20 protein-coding genes are annotated in these 24,281 nt (G+C 67.1%); 8 read left to right on the top strand and 12 right to left on the bottom strand.

Annotated features, from left to right (window positions below; translation table 11 throughout):
- Positions 1-40 precede the first annotated feature (40 nt).
- Genes GOAMR_RS07010 through GOAMR_RS06990 form a run of 5 tightly spaced genes read right to left on the bottom strand, consistent with a single transcriptional unit; the run spans position 41 to position 4,350 of the window.
- Positions 41-811 (bottom strand): crotonase/enoyl-CoA hydratase family protein, encoded by a 771-nt coding sequence (locus tag GOAMR_RS07010; RefSeq protein ID WP_005184693.1) that lies wholly within the window; start codon positions 809-811, stop codon positions 41-43.
- Positions 808-1,575 carry an SDR family NAD(P)-dependent oxidoreductase gene (locus GOAMR_RS07005; protein ID WP_005184690.1) on the bottom strand — a complete coding sequence of 256 codons (768 nt, stop codon included), beginning with the start codon at positions 1,573-1,575 and terminating at the stop codon, positions 808-810. The genes GOAMR_RS07010 and GOAMR_RS07005 overlap by 4 nt, the downstream gene beginning before the upstream one ends.
- Before the next feature lie 17 nt (positions 1,576-1,592).
- Entirely contained in the window at positions 1,593-2,894 is a 1,302-nt protein-coding gene (locus tag GOAMR_RS07000) for an FAS1-like dehydratase domain-containing protein (protein ID WP_005184682.1), read from the bottom strand.
- A complete protein-coding gene (locus GOAMR_RS06995) occupies positions 2,891-3,142 on the bottom strand; it encodes a hypothetical protein (RefSeq protein ID WP_005184680.1) in 252 nt (83 codons plus the stop codon). Before GOAMR_RS06995 ends, GOAMR_RS07000 begins: the two co-directional genes overlap by 4 nt.
- Positions 3,143-3,159: 17 nt before the next feature.
- Positions 3,160-4,350, bottom strand: a complete 1,191-nt coding sequence (locus tag GOAMR_RS06990) for an amidohydrolase family protein (protein WP_005184679.1) — start codon at positions 4,348-4,350, stop codon at positions 3,160-3,162.
- A 341-nt stretch (positions 4,351-4,691) separates the two neighbouring features.
- On the opposite strand from GOAMR_RS06990, the gene GOAMR_RS06985 reads away from it, so the two are divergent.
- From GOAMR_RS06985 to GOAMR_RS06970, 4 genes are read left to right on the top strand one after another with little or no spacing between them, the layout of a single operon-like run.
- Positions 4,692-5,549, top strand: a complete 858-nt coding sequence (locus GOAMR_RS06985) for a mycofactocin-coupled SDR family oxidoreductase (RefSeq protein WP_040514601.1) — start codon at positions 4,692-4,694, stop codon at positions 5,547-5,549.
- Positions 5,550-5,559: 10 nt separating this feature from the next.
- Entirely contained in the window at positions 5,560-7,059 is a 1,500-nt protein-coding gene (locus GOAMR_RS06980) for an aldehyde dehydrogenase family protein (protein WP_005184675.1), read from the top strand.
- A gap of 37 nt (positions 7,060-7,096) precedes the next feature.
- Positions 7,097-7,924 (top strand): NAD(P)-dependent oxidoreductase, encoded by an 828-nt coding sequence (locus GOAMR_RS06975; protein WP_005184673.1) that lies wholly within the window; start codon positions 7,097-7,099, stop codon positions 7,922-7,924.
- Positions 7,925-7,980: 56 nt separating this feature from the next.
- Positions 7,981-9,216, top strand: a complete 1,236-nt coding sequence (locus GOAMR_RS06970) for a cytochrome P450 (protein WP_005184671.1) — start codon at positions 7,981-7,983, stop codon at positions 9,214-9,216.
- 326 nt (positions 9,217-9,542) lie between these two features.
- Here GOAMR_RS06970 and GOAMR_RS06965 read toward each other — a convergent pair whose 3' ends face one another.
- The 3 genes from GOAMR_RS06965 to GOAMR_RS06955 all read right to left on the bottom strand — a co-directional run bounded on the left by GOAMR_RS06965 (position 9,543) and on the right by GOAMR_RS06955 (position 13,636).
- Positions 9,543-11,747, bottom strand: coding sequence for an acyl-CoA dehydrogenase family protein (locus GOAMR_RS06965; RefSeq protein WP_040514616.1), 2,205 nt, complete (start codon positions 11,745-11,747; stop codon positions 9,543-9,545).
- Between the two features lie 90 nt (positions 11,748-11,837).
- Positions 11,838-12,620: an enoyl-CoA hydratase-related protein gene (locus GOAMR_RS06960; protein WP_005184667.1), complete on the bottom strand. Its 783-nt coding sequence runs from the start codon at positions 12,618-12,620 to the stop codon at positions 11,838-11,840.
- Positions 12,617-13,636 (bottom strand): NAD(P)H-dependent flavin oxidoreductase, encoded by a 1,020-nt coding sequence (locus GOAMR_RS06955; protein WP_005184665.1) that lies wholly within the window; start codon positions 13,634-13,636, stop codon positions 12,617-12,619. The genes GOAMR_RS06960 and GOAMR_RS06955 overlap by 4 nt, the downstream gene beginning before the upstream one ends.
- Before the next feature lie 256 nt (positions 13,637-13,892).
- On the opposite strand from GOAMR_RS06955, the gene GOAMR_RS06950 reads away from it, so the two are divergent.
- From GOAMR_RS06950 to GOAMR_RS06935, 4 genes are all read left to right on the top strand, one after another.
- Positions 13,893-15,146, top strand: a complete 1,254-nt coding sequence (locus tag GOAMR_RS06950) for an ABC transporter substrate-binding protein (RefSeq protein ID WP_005184663.1) — start codon at positions 13,893-13,895, stop codon at positions 15,144-15,146.
- A gap of 82 nt (positions 15,147-15,228) precedes the next feature.
- Positions 15,229-18,027: a branched-chain amino acid ABC transporter permease/ATP-binding protein gene (locus GOAMR_RS06945; protein WP_040514614.1), complete on the top strand. Its 2,799-nt coding sequence runs from the start codon at positions 15,229-15,231 to the stop codon at positions 18,025-18,027.
- Positions 18,024-18,776, top strand: coding sequence for an ABC transporter ATP-binding protein (locus GOAMR_RS06940; protein ID WP_005184659.1), 753 nt, complete (start codon positions 18,024-18,026; stop codon positions 18,774-18,776). The genes GOAMR_RS06945 and GOAMR_RS06940 overlap by 4 nt, the downstream gene beginning before the upstream one ends.
- A 141-nt stretch (positions 18,777-18,917) precedes the next feature.
- Complete coding sequence (locus GOAMR_RS06935) at positions 18,918-20,165, top strand: ABC transporter substrate-binding protein (protein ID WP_005184657.1); 1,248 nt, start codon at positions 18,918-18,920, stop codon at positions 20,163-20,165.
- A 285-nt stretch (positions 20,166-20,450) separates the two neighbouring features.
- Here the strand turns inward: GOAMR_RS06935 and GOAMR_RS06930 are convergent, their stop codons facing one another.
- The 4 genes from GOAMR_RS06930 to GOAMR_RS06915 are packed head-to-tail and all read right to left on the bottom strand — an operon-like array spanning position 20,451 to position 24,266.
- Positions 20,451-21,611: an acyl-CoA dehydrogenase family protein gene (locus GOAMR_RS06930; protein ID WP_005184655.1), complete on the bottom strand. Its 1,161-nt coding sequence runs from the start codon at positions 21,609-21,611 to the stop codon at positions 20,451-20,453.
- A gap of 17 nt (positions 21,612-21,628) precedes the next feature.
- Entirely contained in the window at positions 21,629-22,780 is a 1,152-nt protein-coding gene (locus tag GOAMR_RS06925) for a thiolase family protein (RefSeq protein WP_005184654.1), read from the bottom strand.
- Between the two features lie 26 nt (positions 22,781-22,806).
- Entirely contained in the window at positions 22,807-23,022 is a 216-nt protein-coding gene (locus GOAMR_RS06920; RefSeq protein ID WP_005184652.1) for a ferredoxin, read from the bottom strand.
- Between the two features lie 14 nt (positions 23,023-23,036).
- The gene (locus GOAMR_RS06915; RefSeq protein ID WP_005184649.1) at positions 23,037-24,266 is read right to left on the bottom strand and encodes a CaiB/BaiF CoA transferase family protein; all 1,230 of its coding nucleotides are present in this window, start codon (positions 24,264-24,266) and stop codon (positions 23,037-23,039) included.
- Positions 24,267-24,281: the final 15 nt, after the last annotated feature.

Below are 24,281 nucleotides of genomic sequence, written 5' to 3'. Positions count from 1 at the left end.
AACCTTTCGACACCTCACGCCACCACCTCGAAACAAGACGTCAGCGGCCCTTCCAGACCGGCGCACGGCGTTCGGCGAACGCGACCGGCCCCTCAGCAGCGTCCTCGGACGCGAAAACCTCGTCGGTATACGACTTTTGGAGTTCGAAGGCCTCGACGTCGGACCAGAGACGGGACAGCCCGGCGACGGCCTTGCTGTTGCGTACCGACAGCGGCGCGTTGCACGCGATGGCCGAGGCCAGTTCCTTGGCCGCTTCCAGGGCGGTGCCGTCGGGCACGACTCGGTTGATCAGGCCGTACCGTTCGGCGCGGGCCGCGTCGATCGGATCACCGGTCATCAGCAGCTCGAGCGCGATGGGCCGCGGCAGCAACCGCGGCACCCGGAAAATGCCGCCGGCCCGGGCGATGAGACCCCGCTTCACCTCGGGCAGACCGAATTTGGCACCCTCGGCCGCCACCACGAGATCGGCGGCGAGGACGAGTTCAAAGCCACCGCCCAGCGCCCAGCCTTCGACGGCCGCGATCAGCGGTTTCGCCGGCGGCGACTGCACCAGACCACCGAAGCCGCGTCCCTGGACCACGGGCCGTTCCCCGGTGGCCGCGAACCGTTTCAGGTCCATTCCCGCACAGAATGTCGGGCCCACCCCGGTGAGGATGCCGACAGAGATGTCGGGGTCGGCGTCAAGCCGGTCGAGGGCGGCGGCCAGTTCGACCGCCGCCTCCTTGGTCATGGCGTTGCGCTGATCGGGGCGGTTGATCGACATGACCAGCACCCCGTCACCGGTGACCTCGGTGAGCACCTCGGAGGTCATCGCGGCGCCATCCGGATCGACCCGTCCAGCCGCACGGTCTCGCCGTTCACGTACGGGTTACGCAGCAACGACAGCGCCATGTCGGCGTAGTCGGCTGGGCGGCCGAGACGCTTCGGGAACGGCACCGACGCGGCCAGCCCGTCCCGGATGTCATCGCGCAGCCGCGCCAGCATCGGGGTGTCGAAGGTTCCGGGGGCGATGGTGTTGACGCGGATACCCACGCTCGCCAGGTCGCGTGCGGCCACCAGCGTGATGCCGTGAATGGCGGCCTTGGAGGCGGTGTAGGAGGTCTGGCCGATCTGGCCGTCGAACGCCGCCACCGATGCCGTGAGCACGATGGCACCGCGTTCGGTGTCCACCGGTTCGCCGGCGGCGATGCGGGCGGCAGCCAGCCGCAGCACGTTGTAGGTGCCGACGAGGTTGACCTCCAGCACATCCCGGAAGCTCTGCAGCGGTGCGGGTTGTCCCGCCTTGTCGAGGATCCGCAGCCGGTCACCGCCGCGCCCCGCACAATGCACCGCACCACGCAACGGCCCATGACCGGCAGTGGCGTCGAGCGCATCGGTCAGGGACTGCTCGTCGGTGATGTCGACGGGCGCGAACACCGCGGCCGCACCGAGCCGTTCGGCCACCGTCTCACCGTCCGACGACGGCAGGTCGGCGACGATCACCTTGCCACCGGCGCCGACGATAGCCGTCGCCGTGGCCTCACCGAGACCCGACGCCCCGCCGGTGACCAGGAATGTGTTGTTCTCAAGCTGCATCAGTGTTTCCGTCCCCTTCAGTCCTGTGCGCGCCTGCGGGCGGCCCGCAGTTCACCATGCCGTTTGAGCATCGTCGCCGCAATGGTCTCCAGTTCCCGGGGCGGTGTCCGCAGACCGGCGAGCCCGGTCTCGCGGCTCGGCAGCGACACGGTGGCCGTCGCCGGGCAGGTGACCTCGCCGCGCTGGCTGGTGCCGCGGAACTCGATGTCGACCAGGTGCCTGTCCCCGTCTTCTCTCTTGCTGACGACCTCGCCGGTGAAGGTGTGGGTATCTCCGAGATAGTTGAACTTGCGCATCTGGCTGGACATGGATTCGATCCAGCCGTCGTCGCCGATCCAGTTGGTGAGGAAGTGGGTGAGCCAGCAGTCCCGCATCATGCCGTAGTCGTAGGAGGCCGGGAGCCCGATCGACCGGGCGTACTCGGCATCCCAGTGAATCCGTTGCGCCACATCGGGAATCCCCTGCTCATTGGGGATGTAGAAGGCACCGATACGCTGCCGGTTCTCGTACCAGAGCTTGCCGGTGCACGGCGTGTAGGGAGCGAAACCATAACCGCCGGAATGGAACACCACCATGTCGGTGACGGTGAGCGGTCCTTTGACCATCGTCGGGATGATGTCGCCGACGCTGACGTCCTCCCAGTACCGCGTCTGCGCGCCCCGGCGGCGTTCGGCGGCGTAGATCTCGTCGATCGCCGCGATCTCCTCCGGCGTGTACGACGCGGCCTCGACGGTGTCGTACTTCTTGCGCTTCTTCGATTCGTGCCGCTCGGTGTGGATGGTGATCACCCGCTGGATCTGCACGATCTCGGCACGCTGGTTGAACTGCACGAAGATCCGGGTCACCACCAGCGATCGGCCGGCGAACTCGGATTCCTTGAGTTCGACATTGTCGAAACCCTCGAACGAGTAGATGATGTCGCCGTCATAGACGGGCCGGTACCACTCGGTGGTGGACCCGGACACGAAGACGTGGATACCCCGGAACGGCGGGCGCCGTTGCTCTTTGGGGATCGGGTCGGCCAGCAGGTCCTTGGTGAGGGCGATGTTGATCATCGGCGGCGCAATCTGCCCCGCCCACCGCGTGTCCAGACCGTAGTCCTCGTCGGTGAACAACGGATTATCGTCGCCGTAACTGCGCGCGAACGCCCGCATGATGTCGGGACTGGCCTTCGAGAACTGCTCACGCTTGCGGACCGCGTGGTAGATACCCACGAGATCCCTGGCCCGCTGAATATCCTCGTCGAGAAAGGCGTAGATCTTCTCTGTCTTCTCGCCCTGTGTCGTCTCGCTACGAGCCTGGGCGGTATCGGCACTCACCGGGTTTCACCTTTCTGTTGACGCGCGGCCTGATAGCCGTCGCGGATGGCCTCCATCGCGGCGACCCTGCGGACCATGTCGGCGCGGCTCATCACGATGTCCTCGCCACCGACGTCGCTGTCGTAGCGCTCGATCCGCCCCCGTTCCGCTGCGATTTCGTCGTCGAGCAGAGTTCCCGCCAGTTCGCGCGTCAGCAGGTCCTGATCAACCCAATCAGCCTGTGGGAGTTGTTCGATCGGTTCTTCCATCACTGCGCTCCCCGTGCTCACACGCCCGCGCGCGGGAAGTTCAGCAGGCGGCGGGCGTTGAGCTCGACCATCTTGTGCACGTCCTCGTCGGGTACGTCGAGCATCGTCTCGTGCACAATCTTGCGGCTGTTGGGCCAGTTGGAATCCGAATGGGGGTAGTCGCCTTCCCAGGTGATGTTGTCGATGCCCACCAGATGCCGGTTGTCGACGCCGAACTCGTCGTCGATGAAGCAGCCGAAGATGTGCTTGGCGAACAGTTCCGACGGCTTCACCGTGGGGTTGATGTTCTGGTAGTAGCGGTGCTTGGCCCACACGCCGTCCATGCGTTCGAGCATGTACGGCACCCAGCCGATACCGCCCTCGGACAGCATGAACTTGAGTTCGGGATGCTTGTGGAAGGTCGGCGAGAACAGCAGATCGGCGGTGGCGTACATCGAGTTGCAGCCGAACAGCGCGGTCATCACCGCCATCGGCGCCTCGGGTGCGGTGATCGGTGGTTTGCCGGAGGTGCCGAAATGCACGCACAGCGGCATCTGCGTCTCGGTGACCGCGCGGAACACCGGATCCCAGTGGTCGGTGTGGAACGACGGCAGCCCCAGCGGGTGCGGGTTCTCCACGAACGACACGGTCCGCGCGCCCTTGGCTGCGGTGCGGTGCACCTCGGCGACCGAGGCCTCGATATCCCAGAGCGGCAGGATGACCAGCGGGATCAGCCGTTCGGGGTCGGTGGGGCACCATTCGTCGAGCACGTAGTCGTTCCAGGCCCGCACGCACAGCAGCGCCAGTTCCTTGTCCTCGCCCTCAAGGAAGACGGTCCCCGCGAAGCGCGGGAACGACGGGAACGACAGGGTGGCGTGCACGCCGTCGACATCCATGTCGCGCAGCCGGGCAACCGGTTCGTAGCAGCCGGGGATCATCTCCTCGTAGCGGGTCGGCTCGGCACCGTATTCCTCCGGCTTCTTGCCGGCAACCGCGTTGAGGCCGATGTACGGGTAGATCCGCCCCTCGTACTGCCACACCTCGGCGATCTTGGTGCCGCCGTCGTGCCGGCCGCCGTCACCGGCATGGATTGCCCGCGGCATCTGTTTCTCGATGATCCGCGGACCGACATCCCGGTATTTGGCGGGCAACCGGTCCTGCCAGAGCATCGGGTGCTCGATCAGGTGGTCGTCGGTCGAGATCAACTGCATGTGGTCCTGCAGCGGCATGGTGACTCCTCGGGGTCTATGACATCACGGCGCCGGGGGACATCGCCGCGAGTGGGCGAGTCGCAGCGGGCGGCTGAGGAGAAACTAACCGAACCAGTCCGCTGACCGCACTATGCAGCGCATTCCCCCAATCATTCACTTCTCGCGGCACAAGTCCTGAATACGTTCCAGCAGTGGGTATTTCAGTTTCCCTACCGGCTATTTCCCGATCGTCACCACACCATTTCCGGGTCTCGTTGACCGGGACATCACCGGCCACGCACCGCCACGGACTGCGATTCTTCCCATATCGGTCAGAAACAAGAACCGGACTTATGAGCAACCTTCAGGAGTGGTGGACGATGGGAAAACTCGACGGCAAAGTCGCTGTGATCACCGGCGCGGCACGCGGACAGGGACGCAGTCACGCGGTGACGCTGGCCGCCGAGGGCGCCGACATCATCGCACTCGACCTGTGCGCCGACATCGCCACCAACGAGTACCCGCTCGCCACCGAGGCTGACCTGGACGAAACCCTGCTGCTCGTGGAGAAAGAGGGCCGCCGCTGCGTCGCCGAGGTCGCCGACGTCCGCAGCGCCGATGCCCTGCGCGCCGCGATCGACCGTGGTGTCGCCGAACTCGGCGGCCTGCACATCGTGGTGGCCAACGCGGGCATCTGCCCGCTCGGTGAGGTCGGCGGGCAGGGCTTCATCGACGCCGTCGACGTGGACCTGGCCGGCGTGCTCAACACCGTCAGCGCCTCCTACCGGCATCTGTCCGAAGGCGCATCGATCATCGCCACCGGTTCGGTGGCCGGGCTGATGAAGGGCAGCGGCACCGACATCCTGGGACCGGGCGGATTTGGCTACAGCCATTCCAAGCGCGCACTGGCCAACTACATTCACGATCTCGCCCAGGTGGCGGCACGAGAGTCTATCCGCGCCAACTGTGTTCACCCCACCAACTGCAACACTGACATGCTGCACAGCCTCCCGATGTACCGGGTGTTCCGGCCGGATCTGGAGACGCCGGGCCGCGAGGACACCTACGAGGCGTTCAAGACCGGTCAGGAGATGCCGGTGCCGTGGGTCGAGCCCGCCGACATCAGCGCGATGGTGTTGTTCCTGGCCTCCGATGACTCCCGCTATGTCACCGGCATGCAGATGAAGGTCGACGCGGGTGCCGCGCTCAAGAACACCAACGCCTACTCACTGCGATAGGGCTGTGCAGATGACCGCGACAGCAACTCCCGAATCGGCGCAGCTGATCGAGTACCGGCAAGTCTTCATCGACGGCCGATGGGTGGACACCGAGACCGGCGCCACCGCACCGGTGATCAACCCGGCCACCGAACAACCCATCGGTATCGCCCCCGTCGCCACCGCCGCCGACGCCCGCGCGGCGATAGCGGCCGCCCGCCGGGCGTTCGACGAAGGCCCCTGGCCCACAATGACTCCGGCGGAACGCTCCGCGGTGCTGGTGCGGATGGCCGACATCATGGAGCGGCGCAAGACCGAACTCGTCGCACTCAACATCGCCGAAACCGGCGGCACCCGGGCCGGCGCCGAATCGTTCCAGACCACCATTCCGATCGCGCATTTCCGCGACATGGCACAGCGGGTGCTCACGTCGTATCAGTGGGAGGAACCCCTGCCCCCGCACGTGGGAATGGGCATCGGGCAGGGCGTGATCCTGCGCGAACCGTTCGGGGTGGCGGCGGTGGTGTCGGCGTACAACTTCCCGCTCTACCTCAACCTGATGAAGCTGGCCCCGGCGCTGGCCGCCGGCTGCACCACGGTTCTCAAGCCGGCGCCCACCACGCCGCTGGAGGCACTGATCCTCGGTGAGATCGCCGAGGAGGCGGGCCTTCCCGACGGTGTGCTCAACATCGTCACCGGCGATATCGACGTGGGCACCGAACTGTCCACCAGCCCGCTGGTCGACCTCGTCACCTTCACCGGATCGGACGTGGTGGGCCGCAAGATCGTCGAGCAGGCCGCACCCACCCTCAAGAAGGTGGTGCTCGAACTCGGCGGCAAATCGGCCAATATCGTCTGCGACGACGCCGATCTCGCGCGGGTGCTACCCGGCATCGTCCGCGACACCGTGCTGCACGCCGGTCAGGGCTGCGCCTACCTCACCCGCACCCTCGTGCACCGCTCGCGCTACGACGAGCTGGTGGAGATGGTCAAGGCAGCCCTGTCCCAGGTCGTCGTCGGCGATCCGGCCGACCCCGCCACCACCATGGGACCGCTGCAGACCGCCGGGCAGCGTGACCATGTCGAAAAGCTCATCGCCACCGGGGTTTCCGAAGGTGCCACCCTGGCGCTCGGCGGCGGACGGCCCGCCCATCTGGACAAGGGCTTCTATATCGAGCCGACTCTGTTTGTGGACGTGGATAATTCGATGACCATCGCCCGCAAGGAGTTCTTCGGTCCGGTGATGATCATCATGCCGTTCGACACCGACGACGAGGCCGTGGCCATCGCCAACGACAGCGATTACGGCCTCGCCGGCGGTGTGTGGGCCAAGGATCCCGTGCGCGCCTACCGGATCGCGCAACGTATCCGCACCGGCTACATCACCGTCAACGGAGGTGGCGGGGGCCTGAGCCCACACGGCCCGTTCGGCGGCTACAAGCGCAGCGGCCTCGGCCGCGAGCGCGGCGCGGTCGGCATGGCGGAGTTCCTCGAAACCAAGACCATCATCTGGGGCGTGGCCGCGGGCTGATCTCAGCACCGCGAGCCGCAAGGAAGGCCACACAAACATGAGCAGCAGGCAGCAGGTCGGTTTCGTCGGTGCGGGCAAGATCGGCGAACCGATGATCGGGCGGTTGCTGGCCGCCGGGCATCCGGTGTCCGTGTACGCCCGCAGGCCCGAGGTCCGTGAACAGTTGGCCGCGCTCGGCGCCGACACCCCGGATCGGCTCACCGACGTGGCACGGGCACCGCTCGTGCTCGTCTGCCTCTTCGACGACTCCCAACTCCTCGAAGTGGCGCCGAAGATCATCGAGAACATGGCACCGGGAACGGTGTTCGCCTCCCACACCACCGGCAGCCCACACACGATCGCCCAGCTCGAACGTCTCGGCGCCACGCGGCGGGTGTCCATCGTCGAGGCCCCGTTCAGCGGCACGCCCGCCGCCATCCGGGCCGGCCGGCTCACGGTGCTGCTCGGCGGTGATGAAGGTCCCACCGACGAGGTGGCCCGCGCCGTCGCGGCCTATGCCTCGACCATCCATCGCACCGGCGGCCTCGGCACGGCACTGTCGGCGAAACTGCTCAACAACGCACTGTTCGCGGCGTGTACGCAGATCACGCTGTCGGCGCTCGATTCCGCACGGCAACTCGGTATCGACGATCGGGTTCTGCTCGACGTGCTCGCCGATTCGAGCGGGGGCAGCGCGGCCGCGAGTTACATCGCCGCATCCGGGGAGGACCCGGCCGTCTACAGCGCCCGGATCTCGCGCTACCTGACCAAGGATCTCGACGCGGCCCGCACCGCCGCACACGATCTCGGTGCCGACGTCAGTGCACTGCTCGCCGCGGCGCGTCTCGGACCGATGAATCTCGACGTCGCCGCGGCAGCCGGCTGACACACCACGTCCACCCAGCCCACACCAGACCGACCACAACCCCAGGAGGTAGCCAGATGAGCACCACCGAGCCGACCACAGACACCGGGCCGACCACCGACACCGGCGCCGCACCGGCGGGCACGTGCCCCGTCCACGAGTTCAACCACTACCTGGAGAAGCCGTACGGCGAGAAGATGGCGTTCTACGACGCCATCCGCGACGAGGCGCCGATCGTCAAGAACTCGTTCGCCGAGCACTTCATCGTCACCCGCTACGAAGAGATCCTCGCCGCCTATCAGAACGCCAAGGTGTTCTCCAATTCCGCTGTCACCGTGTTCAACCCGAATCCGACCACGCGGTGGATCCCGCAGATGCTCGACGGCGACGAACACAAGCAGTGGCGCAAGAACCTCAACCCGCTGTTCTCCCCGAAGAACGTCGAACGGCTCGAGGAGAAGGTGCGTCACCGCGCCGTCGAGCTGATCCAGTCGATCGCGGCCAAGGGCAAGTGCGACTTCCTGCAGGATTTCGCGCTGCAGTATCCGTCGTTCATCTTCCTGGAACTGATGGGGATGCCGTTCGAGGATCTCGACAAGTTCCTGCACTGGGAGGACGAGATCCTGCACATCTCGGCGAGCCCCGAGGAGGCGGCACGGCGCCGGGCCGCTGCCTCGGCCGAACTCACCGAGTACTTCCGGGTGCTTATCGACGAGCGTCGCGCCGATCCGCGCGATGACCTGATCAGTAAGGCCATCTCGTTCGAGATCAACGGGCAGCCGGCCACCCAGGAGGACCTCGAATCCTTCTGCATCCTGATGTTCATGGCCGGACTCGACACCGTCACCGCCACCCTGGCAAACACCTTCCTGTACCTGGCCACCCACCAGGAGGACCGGCAGGCCATCGTCGACGATCCGGAGCTGATCCCGTCGGCGATCGAGGAGATCCTGCGGGTGTTCGCCATCGTCATCCCGTCACGGAAAACCCTGGAGGACACCGAGATCGCCGGCTGCCCCATCCCGAAGGGGTCGATGGTGTGCCTGCCTCTGAACGCGGCCACCCGTGACGACCGCCAGTACGAGGACGCCAAGGAAGTCCATCTGGACCGCCATCCCAACAACCACATCGCGTTCGGTGCCGGCCCGCACCGCTGCCTCGGATCGCACCTGGCCCGCCGCGAACTGCGCATCGCGCTGGAGGAGTGGCACAAGTACATCCCGAACTACCGGCTCTCCCTCGAATCGCATCCCACCGAGAAGGGCGGGCAGCTCGGCCCGGTCGGTTCGATCTACCTCGAATGGGACGTCTGAGTCGAAGTGGTGGCGTCAGGCACGAAGGGTCGCCGGACCCTTCGTGACCCTCGCTCCTTCGTCGCATCGGCCTCAGGGATCAAGATGGGTACCCCTATCCTTCGTCGCATCGGCCTCAGGGATCAAGACGGGTACCCCCGTCCCTCGTCGCATCGGCCTCAGGCACCAAGAGAGGTACCCCCGTCCCTCGTCGCATCGGCCTCAGAGACCAAGATGTTTGGTCGCAAGCGAACATCGACCGGCCTTCTTGATCCCTGAGGGCGTCGCGCGAGCTTGCGAGCCGACGCGTCTCGAAGGGTCCGGCGAGATGCGGCTCCCAACGAGCTTCAGCCGAGCCGGTCGAAGATGCGGGCGGCTGCGGTGTCGCGAAGGTGTTCGGTCCGGGCGCAGGATGCCTCGTCGGTCAACGCCCGGCGCAGCAGCAGGTGCGCGGGGTGCTCCCAGGTGAAGCCGATGCCGCCGTGCACCTGGATGCAGGCCTCGGCGTTGCGGACCGCGGCCGAGACTGCTTGGGCGGCGGCCAGATCCACGGACAGATCATCGAAGGTGTCGGCGGCCGAGAGCACCTGGTTGCGGGCGCTTTCGGCATCGACCAGCATGTCGGCGCAGCGGTGCGAGACGGCCTGGAACGAACCGATCTGCCGGCCGAACTGCTCGCGCTGCCCGGCCCAGTCGACAGCCAGCGCCAGCGCCCGGCTCGCGACCCCGACAGCATCCGTCGCGAGCAGTAGACGCCACAGTCGTTGCGCTGCCGCGATATCGGCGGGAATGGCGGTGGCAGGCACCGCATCGAACGAGACGGTGCCGGAGGTGCCGGTCAGGTCGAGGGCCTCCTGCGCGGTCACCGTCGCCCGGTCCGCGTCGAGCACGACTACCGAAGCGGCACCGGTGATCACCACGAAGAGTTCGGCGTCACCTGCACCGCGGACCCGTTCGACGGTCCCGGTGAGAACGCCATCGGACAGCGTGGGGGCTCGGGAGTCGAGGACCCAGCCCGTGTCATCGAGCCCCACGACCACCGCGACCTTCGCGCCGCCGACGATCCGCCGCGCATGATCGCCGGCGGGCACCAGGGCGAGTGCGGTGGCGGCATCGATCAGTCCGCCGGGGGCCAGACCGAACGCGGCCTGCTCGATCGCGGCACACAGGAGCCGCAGCCGCGCCCCGCCCCCACCGACGGCTTCGTCGGCGCACAGACCGGGAAGACCGAAGTCCACCAGACTATTCCAGAGCTCAGCGGACACCGCTTCGCCGGCGATGATCCGGTGCGGGTCGACGTGAGCGGACACGATCGCGGCGACGGCCTCGCGAACCGCTGCCTCGTCGTCGGACGGCGCGGTCAGCGGGGTCCCCGGGGGTACCAGCGGTTTGCGGCGGCCCTCACCCCGGTGCGACGGCAACCCCAGCACCGATTCGGCGATAGTGTTGCGCTGGATCTCGGCGGTGCCCGCCCCGATGGTGGCCGCGCGTGACATCAGGTACCCGTAGGTCCAGCGGCCGCCGTCGACGGCGCCCTCGGATCGGCTGCCCAGCATGGCACCGGAACCGCCGAGCCGCAGTGCCAGACGTTGCAGACGCTGTTCGAACTCCGACTTGACGAGCCGGTTGATCGACGATACTCCCATCGGATCCTCTTGCCGCAGAGCGGCGTCCAGCGCGCGTGCGCTGTTGGAGACGATCGTGCGCACATCGGTTTCCAGCCGGGCGAGTTCCTGCAGGACGTGTGGATCGTCGCGGTAGCCCTGCTTGTCGGCCTGCGCGAACACCTGGTCGACGGTCTTGCGGTATTTGAACTCGTCGGCCAGCGCCGCGGTGGCCCGCTCATGCCCGAGCGAGGTGCGCATGATGGCCCAGCCTTCTCCTTCCTCGCCGACCCGGTTGGCGACCGGCACCTCGACGTCGTCGAAGAAGACCTCGGCGAAGTGATGTCCGCCGGCGATGTCGCGCAGTGGCCGCACCTCGATACCCGGGGTGCGCATGTCGATGAGCAGGTAGGTGATGCCCGAGGTGGACCGCCCGGCGGGGCCGGTCCGCACCAGCGCGAAGATCCAGTCGGCCTTGTGCGCCAGCGTCGTCCAGATCTTCTGGCCGGTCACCCGGTACACGTCTCCGTCCCGGACGGCGCGGGTGCTCAGCGAGGCGATGTCACTACCGGCTCCGGGCTCGGAGAACCCTTGGCACCAGCCCTCTTTACCGCGCAGGAGCGGTTCGAGGAAACGGTGCCGCTGGGCGTCGGTGCCGTGCACGATCAGGGTCGGGGCGACGATGAACGACATCGTGAACGGATGCCGCGGCACCCCGGCCGCGGTCATCATCCGGTAGTAGTCGAGTTGGTCGGCCAGCGGCAGTTCCATCCCGCCCACCGACCGCGGCCAGGAGGGTGCGGCCAGACCTGCGTCGACGAGTTCGGACTGCCAATCGAGGGCGGCCTGCCACCGGTCCTTCGACGTGACGGGCCGGGGCCGGGCCCGGTAGTCGGCCAGCAGCGCGGTGAGCCGCTCACGCCAATCGGCCCCTCCTTGCGCGGGCACAACGGTGTCGGCGGGGCATTCGGCCGGCACGGTGGTGGCGGCCGGGCTTTCGATACTCACAAGCAGTGTTCTCCCGTAGTTCCCGCAGCGCTACGACTCGGCGCTCGCCTTGCGCCGGTTGCCGTACCGCGCACCGATATCGGTGCTGCTGGTGCGGAACGCCACGCGCGCTTCCTCTTCCAGGGCCAGAGCGTGGGTGACCGACGCGCCGGCCCCCTCTTTGAGCAGACGCAGCATCCGTTGCACGGCGCCGGGGTGCCCGCCGGCGATGGTGCGCGCGATCGTCATCGTACGCTCCAGGTGCTGCTCGTGCGGCACCACCTCGTTCGCCAGGCCAAGACGCAAAGCGGTTGCCGCGTCGAAGGGTTCGCCGCTGAGGATGATCTGGATGGCCGCGGCCAGGCCCACCGTCCGGGGCAGCAGCGCACTGCCGCCCCAGCCGTTGAGCAGACCGATCTGGGCGTGTGTGTCGGCGAACACGGCCTTCTCGGAAGCGATGATGAACGAGCAGTTGACCGCCAGTTCGAATCCGCCTGTGTAGCAGGCCCCGTTCACGGCCGCGATCACCGGCTTGGAGCAGGCGCGCAGCACCTGCGTCGGGGTCGGGCCCTCGGTGCGTGGCGACGGACCGGACAGCGCCTCGGGCAGGTCGACACCCGAGGAGAACGACGGCCCGGCACCGGTGATGACCACGGCGCGGATATCGTCGTCGGAATCGGCCCGCCACAGTTGCCGTTTGAGTTCTTTGCGCATCGCCCGGTTGATCGCGTTGCGCTGGTCCGGCCGGTTCAGGGTGAGAACGAGAACCTGTCCGTCGAGTTCGGCGAGCAATGCCGGTGCGTCCCCGCCCTGCTCGGTCTCGGCTGCGGTCACCGTGCGGCCCCGTTCACCGCCGCGACGGGCACGTCGTTGACCGGTGTCACGGTGACCCGCCTGCCGAGATCGGCGATCACGGATTCGGCGTCGGCGACGATGCGCCGCACCAGCTCACCCGCCGAGGGGATGTCGTGGATCAGGCCCTGGGACAGCCCGACCGTCCACACCCCGAGCTCCGGATCACCCTCGGCGAACACCCGCCGCCCGCGCACCCCGGCCACCAGGTCCTTGATGTCCTTGAATCGTCCACCGGCGGCGAGGATCTCGATGACCTCGTTGCTGACGGTGTTCTTGGCGACCCGCATGCTGTTGCGCAGTTGCCGCATGATCAGCCGGGTGTCCTTCTCGGAGGCGCCGACGATGATCTGTTTGATGTCCTGGTGCACCGGGCTCTCCTTGGTACACATGAACCGGGTACCCATGTTGATGCCGTCGGCGCCCAGCGATAGCGCCGCCGCCAGACCGCGGCCGTCGGCGAAACCACCCGACGCCACGAACGGGATAGTCAGCTGATCGGCGGTCGCCGGGATCAGGATCAGCCCGGGGATGTCGTCCTCACCCGGATGCCCGGCACATTCGAAACCGTCGATGCTCACCGCGTCGGCACCGATCCGCTCCGCCTTGAGCGCGTGCGCGACGCTCGTGCATTTATGGATCACCTTCAGGCCGTGTTCTTTGAAGTGCTCGATGTGCACGGTCGGGTCCGATCCGGCGGTCTCCACGATCGGCACCCCTGAGTCGATGATGACCTGCCGGTACTCGGCGAAGGGCGGCGGGTTGATCGAGAGGGTGAGGGTGAGATTGACACCGAACGGCCGGTCGGTGAGTGCCTGGCAGCGGGCGATCTCGGCGGCCAGATCGTCGGGGGTGGGCTGGGTCAGCGCGGTGATGATGCCCAGGCCACCCGCGTTGGACACGGCGGCGGCCACCTCGGCGCGGCCGACGAACATCATCCCGCCCTGCACGACGGGATGGCACACCCCGAACAGCTCCGTGAACCGTGTGGTGAGCATCGTCATCTCCTAACAGGGCAAAAAGGTGCGGGCTGATTTTTCAACGTAGTGCGCGTTGCCGGGCGGTCCGGCCCCTGTCCGAATGAGCGGGACAGACCGTAAATGTGGCGTCCGTCACCGGGTACTAGTTGCACAATTCGCCTACGGGCGCGTGTATCTCATGCCGGTGTGCCGCATCACGGAGTCAGTGATCTCACCGCCCGGTATGCGTTCGCGCCGCTCACAGCGATCCCACTCCGACCTTCGAGGAGACACTATGAAGACCCTCCGGCGTCCCCGCGGCACGACCTCGCTGCGTGCCGCAACCCTGCTGGCGGCATCGGTGCTGCTCGCCGTGCCCACGCTCGCCGCGTGTGGTGACGACGACAGCGGCGACGACGCCGGCACCACCGTCTCCGCCCCCGACGGCGCCTTCCCCGGCAAGGCCGCCACGGGCAGCACCATCAAGATCGGCCTGATCAACAACGAAGGCGGATCGGCGATCTCGGCCCCCGAGAACCGCGAAGCCGCCGAGGCCGCCGCCCAGTACGCCAACGAGAATCTGGGCGGCATGGGCGGCCACAAGATCGAACTGGTGGTCTGCAAGCAGGCCGAGGAACCCACGTCGGCCCGCGACTGCGCCAACCGCATGGTGGAGCAGAAGGTGTCGGCCGTGGTCATCACCACCACCGGCCTCGGTGACGTGATGGTGCCGATCATCTCGGGCGCCAAGATCCCGTACGTGGCGACCGCCGGCCAGAGCACCCAGGAACTGGCCAACCCCTACGCCTTCATGTGGAGCGGCGGGTTCCCGTCGGCCCTGGAGTCGATGGCGGCGTACGCGAAGGGCAAAGGCTACAAGAGCGTGTCCGCCTTCACGATCGATGTGCCGGCCGCGGTCAACGGCCTGAAGATGATGGGCAACGCCTATTTCCAGGCCGCGGGCGTGAAGCTGAACATCGTCGCCATCCCGCCGGGCACCCCGGACGCCACCCCGCAGGTGAGCGCGGGCATCAAGGACAATCCGGAGGCCGTGCTGGTCGTCGGCGAAACCACTTCCTGCACTTCCACTCTCAAGGCGCTCGGCACCATCGGGTACAAGGGCGAGAAGATGGGAATCCAGGCCTGCGCCACCCCGAACGTGGTCTCCGCCGTCGGTGACAGCATCAACGACACCAAGATCTTCAGCGCCGCCCAGACCACCGGCGACGATGAGGAAGCACGCCTGTACCACGCCGTCGTCGACAAGTACCGTCCCGGCACCGACACCTCCGGCTATGCCTACGTCGGCTACCAGGGCGTCCTCGGACTGGTCCGCGCCACCACCGGACTCGGCGACGACACCTCGCCCGCGGCGGTGGCCACGGCCATCAGGTCGGCCAAGAACGTGGTGCTGCCCGCGGGCGGTGGCCTGACCTTCACCTGCGACGGCACCGCCAATCCGATGCTGAAGTCGGTGTGCAGCAAGGGTTCCATCCTCGCCGTGATGGAGGACGGCAAGCTCGTCGACGGCAAGGTCGCACCCAAGTAGTCACGGTCGGCGGCCCGCGGTGATCGCCGCGGGCCGCCACGACCTCGCCAAGTTCCACGAACGAGATCAAAGGCTTTTCACGATGACACAAGACTTCCAGTTCTTGTTGCTGGGCCTGGGCAACGGTGCCGTGTACGCGGCACTGGCCCTCGCGCTGGTCATGACCTACCGCAGTTCCGGGGTGGTGAACTTCGCCACCGGCGCGATCGCCCTGTACATCGCCTACACGTTCGCGTTCCTGCGCCAGGGCGAACTGCTCATCCCCATTCCGGGACTACCCAAGACCATCGACCTCGGCGGCGACCTCGGATTGTTCCCGGCCATGCTGATCGCCCTGGCGATCGCCGCCGCCCTCGGCGCATTCCTGTACTTCGCGCTGTTCCGGCTGCTGCGCAACGCGCCGGCCACCGCCAAGGCCGTCGCATCGGTGGCGTTGATGCTGGCCGTCCAGTCGCTGCTGGCCGCCCGCGTCGGCACCAATCCCGTATCGGTGGAGGCGATCCTGCCCTCGGACGTCGTCGAGTTCGGCGATCTGCGGATCCCGCAGGACCGACTGTGGTTTGCCGCGATCATCGTCGCGCTGACCGTCGCGCTGATTGCCGCGTTCCGGCTCACCCGGTTCGGTCTGGCCACCCGCGCCGCCGCCGAAACCGAGACGGGAGCACTGGTCACCGGCCTGTCACCCGAACGCATCGCGTACGCCAACTGGGCGCTGTCAACGATGATCGCGGGGCTGTCGGGCATCCTGATCGCACCGATCGTGCCGCTCATCCCGGTCTCGTACACCCTGTTCATCGTCCCCGCGCTCGCCGCGGCGCTGGTGGGCAACTTCAGCGCCATCGGCCCGGCCGTCTCGGCGGGCCTGGCGATCGGCATGCTGCAGTCGGAGATGACGCACCTGCAGTCAACCCTCGACTGGATGCCGCAATCCGGTATGGCCGAACTCATTCCGCTGCTGCTGATCCTCGTCTTCCTCGTGATGCGGGGCAAACCGCTGCCCACCCGCGGAACTCTCGTGCAGAGCACTCTCGGCGCGGCACCGCGACCCAAGAACCTGCTGATCACCGGCACCGTCTGGACGCTGATCGCCCTCATCGCGATGCTGGTGACCACCGGCAGCTACCGCGGCGCGATCATCATGACCTTCACACTCGCCATCGTCGCCCTCTCGCAGGTGGTGGTGACCGGCTTCGCCGGCCAGATCTCGCTGGCACAGTTGACCCTCGGCGGTGTCGGCGCGTTCATGCTGAGCCGGTTCACCGTCGACATGGGTATCCCGTTCCCCATCGCCCCGATCCTCGCCGCCCTGGTGGCCACCGTGGTGGGTGTGGTGGTCGGACTTCCCGCGCTGCGGATCCGCGGATTGCCGGTCGCCGTGGTCACGCTCGGCCTCGCGGTTTTCCTGGAGGCGTTCTGGTTCCGCAACAACGAGTACAACGGCGGTATCGACGGCGCCCACATCAAGGACCCGTCGTTGTTCGGGATCGACCTGGGTATCGGTGCGGGCGAGAACTATCCGCGCATCTCCTTCGGAATCGCCTGCCTGGCAATCCTGGTCATCATCGCCCTCGGTGTGGTCAAGCTACGCACCAGCCGACTGGGTGCGTCGATGCTCGCGGTGCGCGCCAACGAACGTTCGGCGGCCGCCTCCGGCATCAACGTCTCACGTATCAAGTTGACCGCGTTCGCGATCGGCGCGTTCATCTCCGGTATCGGCGGCTCGCTGATGGCCTATCAGCAGACGATGGCGGTACCCGAGGCGTTCACCGCGGTCGGCGGTATCGCGGTGTTCGCCATCTGCTACCTCGCCGGCATCACCTGCGTGTCGGGTTCGATGCTCGCCGGCATCATGGGTTCGGGCGGCATCATGTTCGTCGTACTCGACCGGGTCGCCAACGTCGGCGAGTACTACTCTGTCGCGCTGGGCATCTTGCTGGTGGTCACCATCGTGGCCCAGCCCGAGGGCATCATGGCCGACATCCTCAAGCGGATCGATCAGCTTCGGGAACGGTTCGGCGCCAAGGAAACAGGAGCGGCAGCCGAGGACGAAGGACTGCACGCCTCGCTCACCCCGGACGACATCACGGGAACTCCCGGACTACTCCCGGACACCACGGTGGACCGGTCGGCCGGCGAAGTCGTGCTGGCCGCCAAGGGGATCGGTGTCCGGTACGGCGGTGTCACCGCCCTCGACGACGTGAGCTTCGAGGTGACCGAAGGCGAGATCATCGGTCTCATCGGCCCGAACGGCGCGGGCAAGACCACCTTCATCGACGCCATCAGCGGATTCGCGGACGCCGAGGGTAGTGTCGCCCTCGCCGGCGAATCCCTCGACGGCAGGCACGCCCACCAGCGCAGCCGCGCCGGACTCGGGCGCACCTTCCAGGGCATCGACCTGTACGAGGACCTGTCGGTGCGGGAGAACGTCATGGTGGGCACCACGGCGTCGCTCGGCCGTGGGGCGGGCAATCCCCCACTCGATGACGCGCAGATGGCGCAGCTGTTCGAGGTGCTGCACCTGGACAAGGTGACCGAACGACCCGTCCGTGAACTGTCACAGGGGCAGCGGCAACTCGTCTCGGTGGCCCGCGCCCTGGCCGGAAGGCCGCGCGTGGTGCTCCTCGACGAACCGGCCGCCGGCCTGGACAGCACCGAAAGTGCCTGGCTCGGGTTGCGGCTCAAGGCGATCCGGGATGCGGGCACCACGATCATCATGGTCGACCACGACATGGACCTGGTGCTGGACGTGTGCGACCGCATCGTCGTCCTCGACCTCGGTAAACGTATCGCGATCGGAACCCCGGCCGAGGTCCGCAACAATCCCGACGTCACCCGCGCCTACCTGGGGTCGGCGCACAGTGGACAGGAAGTGCCGGCATGAGCAACGTGCTGTCCTGCCGCGAACTCGCGGCAGGCTACTCCAATGGGCGCCCGGTGGTGCGCGATCTGAGCTTCGACCTCGCCGCCGGTGAGATCCTCGCCCTGCTCGGTCCGAACGGCGCGGGCAAGACCACCGCACTGCTCACCCTGGCCGGCTTGCTGCCGAGCCTCGGCGGGTCGGTCGAGGTGGCCGGGACCACGCTCAAATCCGGCCAGGCGCGGGCCACCGCGAAAGCCGGCCTGGCGCTGGTCCCCGACAACCGGGAGTTGTTCACCACCCTGACGGTGGAGGAGAATCTGCGCCTGGCGGTTCCGTCGCGGCGCGGGTGGACCGCCGAACGTGACAGGGTTCTCGACTACTTCCCGCGTCTCGGGGAACGGTTACGGGTCAACGCCGGTGCCCTGTCCGGCGGCGAGCAGCAGATGCTCGCCATCGGCCGGGCACTGGCCCAGCATCCGAAAGTGCTTGTGGTGGATGAGCTGAGCATGGGTCTGGCACCGGTGATCGTCGAACGGCTACTGCCGGTGATGCGGCAGGTGGCCGACGACTCGGACACCGCGGTGATCATCGTCGAACAGCATGTGGCGCTGGTGCTGGAGATCGCCGACACTGCGCTGGTGCTGCGGCACGGGGACAACGTCCTGCACGATGCCGCCGAAAAGCTGCGTGGTGCACCCGAACTCATCGAACAGGCCTACCTCGGAGGTTCGTACGACCACGACCCCGTCAAGATCGCCGAAGCGCTCTAGAGAACCAGGAGCATTCCTGCCCGGCCCAGCCATCCCGGGCCGAGCCCACCGCCGCACGCGTACGGCACTTCCATCGGTTCCGGAATCATTTCGTCCCCTTCAGATTTCGCTCGATCCAGCATCCCCCGAAAGGACCACCCCATGACCACAATCCGCCGCCGGCGTATGTCGCGGATTGTCGCCGCGACTGCGGCCGCCCTGCTGTGTACCACCATCGCCGCCTGTGGTGACGACGGCGACGACGACGCGGCCACCAGCAGTTCGTCCATCGACTCCGCGTCCTTCCCCGGCAAGGCCGCCTCCGGCGCGCCTGTCAAGATCGGCCTGATCAGTGCCGAGGACGGACAGGCCGTGTCGCTGCCCGAGACCAGGGAGGCAGCCGAGGCCGCCACCAAGTATGCGAACGAGAACCTCGGCGGTATCGCCGGCCGCCCGATCGAACTGGTCTCCTGCAAGCAGCAGGAGGAGCCGACCTCGGCCCGCAACTGCGCCAACCAGATGGTGGAGCAGAAGGTCAACGCCGTCGTGGTCACCAATACCGGCATGACCAGCGTGATCGCCCCCATCGTCACCCGCGCCGGAATCCCGTACGTCACCTCGGTGGCCGGCGGCATGGAGGACGCGACCGGCGACAAGGCGTTCGTGTGGACCTCCGGTGCCAGTGCCTCGCTGGCGATGGCGAACTACGCCACCCAGCAGAAGATGAAGTCCGTCGTGGCCTATTCGATGGAGAACCCCGCCGCCCTCGGCGCGCTGGAGATGATCGCCAAGCCCGCGTTCAAGGCGGCCGGTATCGACTTCAACATCGTGTCCATCCCGTTCGGCTCACCCGACTCCACCCCCCAGGTCAGTGCCGGCCTCAAGCACAAGCCGCAGGGCGTGATCGTGCTCGGCGAATCCACCGTGTGCACCTCGGTCCTCAAAGCACTCGGCACCCTCGGATCCGACGCCCAGATCATGACCCCGCAGACCTGCGTCGCCCCCGACGTGGCCAAGGCCGTCGGCAATTCCGGGATCGAAGGGGTGAAGGTGTTCAGCAACGCCGACACCGAATCCGACGACGCCGAGAGCACGCTGTACCGCGCCGTGATGGCCAAATACTCCCCCAAGACGGAGACCAGCGGTTACGCCGTCACCGGCTATCAGGGCATGCTGGCCCTCATCCGCGCCACCGCCGGCCTGACCGGTGACGTCACCCCCGACACCATCATCACCGCCGTCCGCGGCGCGAAAGATGTTGTCCTGCCCGCGGGTCTGGGCATCACCTTCTCCTGCGACGGCAAGGCCGTCACCGGCATGCGCGGTGTCTGCAGCAACCAGGTCATCATGTCCACGGTGTCCGGCGGCACACTCACCGGCGCCGAGAAGATCTCCCTCCTCGGTTCCTGACCGTCCTCACCATGACACCGAATGCGGCGCCGGAGTCCACTCCGGCGCCGCATTCGGCGTTGATCCGTTGGGAGCCTGGCGTCACCGGACCCTTCGAGACGAGTCGGCTCGCAAAGCTCGCGCGACCCCCTCAGGGATCAAGACGGTGGCCCCGGCCAACCATCTTGCCCCCGAAGCCAAAAGCAACAAAGAAGCGACCACGCATCTTGATCCCTGAGGCCGAAGCGACGAAGGAGCGAGGGTCACGAAGGGTCCGGCGACCTTTCGACACCTGACGTCACCACCTCAATCGGCATACCGGCCGGCGAGGTCGCGGCCGATGATCTCCTTCATGATCTCGGTGGTGCCGCCGACGATGGTCTGGACGCGGGCGTCGGCGTAGGCGCGGGAGATGGGGTATTCGTCCATGTAGCCGTAGCCGCCGTGCAACTGCAGGCAGGCGTCGACGACGCGGTTCTGCAGTTCGGTGGTCCACCATTTCGCCTTGGCGCCGAGCGTCGCGTCGAAGCGGCCTTCGTTGAGGGCGTGGATGCTCTGTTCCAGGAAGGTGCGGGTGATGTCCACCTCGGTGGTCAGCTCGGCCAGCCGGAAGCGGGTGTTCTGGAAGTCGATGATCCTGGTGCCGAACGCTTTTCGTTCGCTCGTGTATTTGATCGTCCAGTCCAGGGCGGCCTCGGCCGCGCACAGGGCGCGCCAGGCGATCGACAACCGTTCCAGTGGGAGCTGGGCGGTCAGATGGTGAAAACCCCGGTCGAGTTCACCCACCAGATTGCCGGCGGGAACCCGCACATCACTGAACGCGATCTCGGCCGTGTCCTGAGCGTGCAAACCGAGTTTGCGCAGTTTGCGGCCCCGGCTGAAACCCGGTGTGGTGGTGGGCACCAGGATCAGCGACAACCGGGGCCGGCCGTCCTTGTCCCCCGTCCGCGCCGCCGTCAGCACCACATCCGACGAGAATCCGCTGGTGATAAAGGTTTTGGCGCCGTTGATCACCCACTCGTCGCCGTCGCGGACGGCGGTGGTCTTCATGCCGCGCAGATCACTGCCGGCCGCGGGCTCGGACATGGCGATCGAAGCCACCACCTCACCCGATGCCATGCCGGGCAGCCAGGCGCGTTTCTGGCCGTCGGTGCCCAGCTCCATCAGGTACGAGCCGACGATGTCCTCGTTGATGGAGAACCCGGATGCGAGCGACGCCGCTCCGACGCGCGCCAGCTCCTCCTGCACGACGCACCGGAACCGGTAGTCGCTCGCGCCTCCGCCGCCGTACTCCGACGGAAAACGCAGACCCAGGATCCCCAGGGCACCGGCCGATTTCCACACGGCACGGCCGGTTTCCCGGTTCTCCTCCCACTCGTCCAGCTGGGGAGTCACGTCGCGGGCGACGAAGTCCCGCACCACCTCCCGGAACGCCTCATGATCGGCATCGTAAAAGCTGTGCGGCACAGCGACTCCCTTTCACATCATTCGATGAGTTCGTACAGCGTGGCGTTGGCGGTGCCGCCGCCCTCGCAGATGGCCTGCAGGCCGTAACGGATTCCCTTGTCGCGCATGTGGTTGATCAGCTTGATGGTGAGGAATCCGCCGGTGGCGCCCAGCGGGTGCCCCAGCGCGATCGCACCGCCGAGCGGATTGAGCCGCTCGGGCTTGGCGCCGAGCTCGATCTGCCAGGCCATCGGCACCGGCGCGAACGCCTCGTTCACCTCCACGGCACCGATATCGTCGATGGTGAGCCCGGTGCGCGCCAACAACTTCTGGGTCGCCGGGATGGGGCCGGTGAGCATCATGACCGGGTCGTCCCCGACCACCGACCCGGCCACGATGCGCGCGATCGGAGTCAGGCCCAGTTCGGCCGCCTTCTCCGAGGTCGTGATCATCACCGCCGACGCACCGTCGGAGATTTGCGAGGCGTTGCCCGCGTGGATGACACCGTCCTCTTTGAACGACGGCTTGAGCTTGGCGAGCTTCTCGGGTGTGGTGCCCCGGCGCAGACCCTCGTCGACGGAGAACAGCCCGTCCTCGGTCTCCACCGGCACGATCTGCGACTCGAACGCACCCGAATCGATGGCCGCGGCGGCGAGTTCGTGCGAGCGGGAGGCGTACTCGTCGAGCGCGTACCGCGACAGGCCCCACTTCTCGGCGATCAGCTCCGCGCCGATGCCCTGATCGAGTTTCTCGACCCCGTACCGGTCGAGCACGGTCTGCCCGTACGGGAAGCCGGACGCGCGGGTGGCGCCGAGCGGCACCCGCGACATGGTCTCCACACCACCGGCCACGGCGATGTCGTAGGCGCCGGCGATCACCGCGTGCGCGGCGGACTCGATGGCCTGCTGACCCGAACCGCAGGCGCGGTTGATGGTCACACCCGGCACCGACTGCGGCCAGCCCGCGGCCAGCACCCCGAACCGGGCCACGTTGCTCGACTGGTCACCGAGCTGGGTGACGCACCCCCACACCACGTCATCGACAGTCCCCGGATCGATACCGGTACGGCGTACGAGTTTATTGAGGACGATCGCGGAAAGATCCACCGGGTGCACCCCGGCGAGGGATCCGTTGCGCTTCCCGATGGGGGTACGAACGGCCTCGACAATCACCGCGTCACGAGTCGGCATAACCACTTCCTTGTCACTGTGCGCCCTCAGGCGCTCTTCGATTCCTCGGATGCCTCGCAGATCTGGATCGCCCGTTCCGGGCAGGCCGCGACGGCCTCGATCGCCAGATTCTCGGCACCTTCAGGCACGATAACCCGCGCGGCGGCGGCATAGCCATCATCGTCGATGTCGAAGTATTCGGCGGCGACGGCATAGCAGCGGGCATGCCCGGCACATTTGTCGAGATCGATGGTGACCAGCATCTTCCAAGCTCCGTTCAAGTGATCGCGCCGGCGATCTTCAGTTCGATCAGCCGCTCGTCGTCGTAGCCGAGGTCGCGCAGCACGTCATCGGTGTGTTCGGCGAAACCCGGTGCCCGGGTGAGCGAAACAGGCGTGTTGTCGAAGTTGACAGGATTGGCGACGAGTTTGCGCGTGGCACCGCCGGCGTCGACGACGTCGGCGATGCGCCCGTTGGCGATGAGGTCGGCGTCGTTGCCGATCTCCCACGAATCCTGCACCACGGCCCACTGGCCGCGGATGTCCTTGAACGCCGCCCGCCAATGCTCCAGTGGTTCGGCGGCGACGACGGCGGCGATGAGGTCCATCGCCGCGGCGTGGTTGGTGGTGAGCGCGGCGTCGTCGGTGAACCGTTCGTCGGCGACGAGTTCGGGGCGGCCGATCGCCTGGCAGAACTCGGGCCAGTAGCGCCCGGCCTGCAGCATCGACAGCTGGATCCAGCGGCCGTCGGCGGTGCGGTAGGCCCCCGACAGTGGGTTGGCGGCGCTCGCCGAACGTTTGTCGGCGGCGGGCGGCGGCATCGCCTCGCCCCGGACCAGTGCCATGTTGACGGTGAACTGGGTGGCCCATGCCCCCACCGACAGCAGCGATACGTCGATCTCGGACGGCTCACCGGTTACCTGCCGCCCGTACAGCGCGGCCGCGATACCGCCGGCGATGGTGAGTCCGCCGATGTTGTCACCGTAGGCACCGGCCGGCATGAAGCTGACCTTCTCCGAGCCCGCGGGCATCGTGCCGAATGCGCTGCCGCCACGCGCCCAGAAGGCGGTCGAATCGTAGCCGCCCTTGTCGGCGTCCGGGCCCTGCGCACCGAAGCCGCTGCCCACCACGTAGATGATGTCCGGGTTGATAGCCCGCACCTCCTCCAGCGTGAAGCCGAGGCTGCGGCGGGCGGCGGGCAGGAAGTTGGTGAGGAACACGTCGCTGCGTCTGATCAGTTCGGCGAACACCTCCCGCGACTCCGGATTCTCCAACGCCAGCCCGACACTGCGCTTTCCGCGGTTGGGGCCCTCCATGATCGGCGAGAACCCCGACCCGCCGGTGCTGTAGCCGAGCACCCGCACCAGACCGCGTTGCGCGTCGCCCTTTTCGGCGTGTTCGATCTTGATCACGTCGGCACCCCAGTCGGCGAGCACCGCACCCGCGGACGGGACAAACGTGAACTGCGCAACCTCAAGGACGCGAACGCCTTTCATCGGCTGATGCATGAATGCCGGCTCCTC

It is taken from the genome of Gordonia amarae NBRC 15530 (genome assembly GCF_000241345.1).
Taxonomy (GTDB): domain Bacteria; phylum Actinomycetota; class Actinomycetes; order Mycobacteriales; family Mycobacteriaceae; genus Gordonia; species Gordonia amarae.
This window is presented reverse-complemented; position numbering and strand designations above follow the sequence as displayed.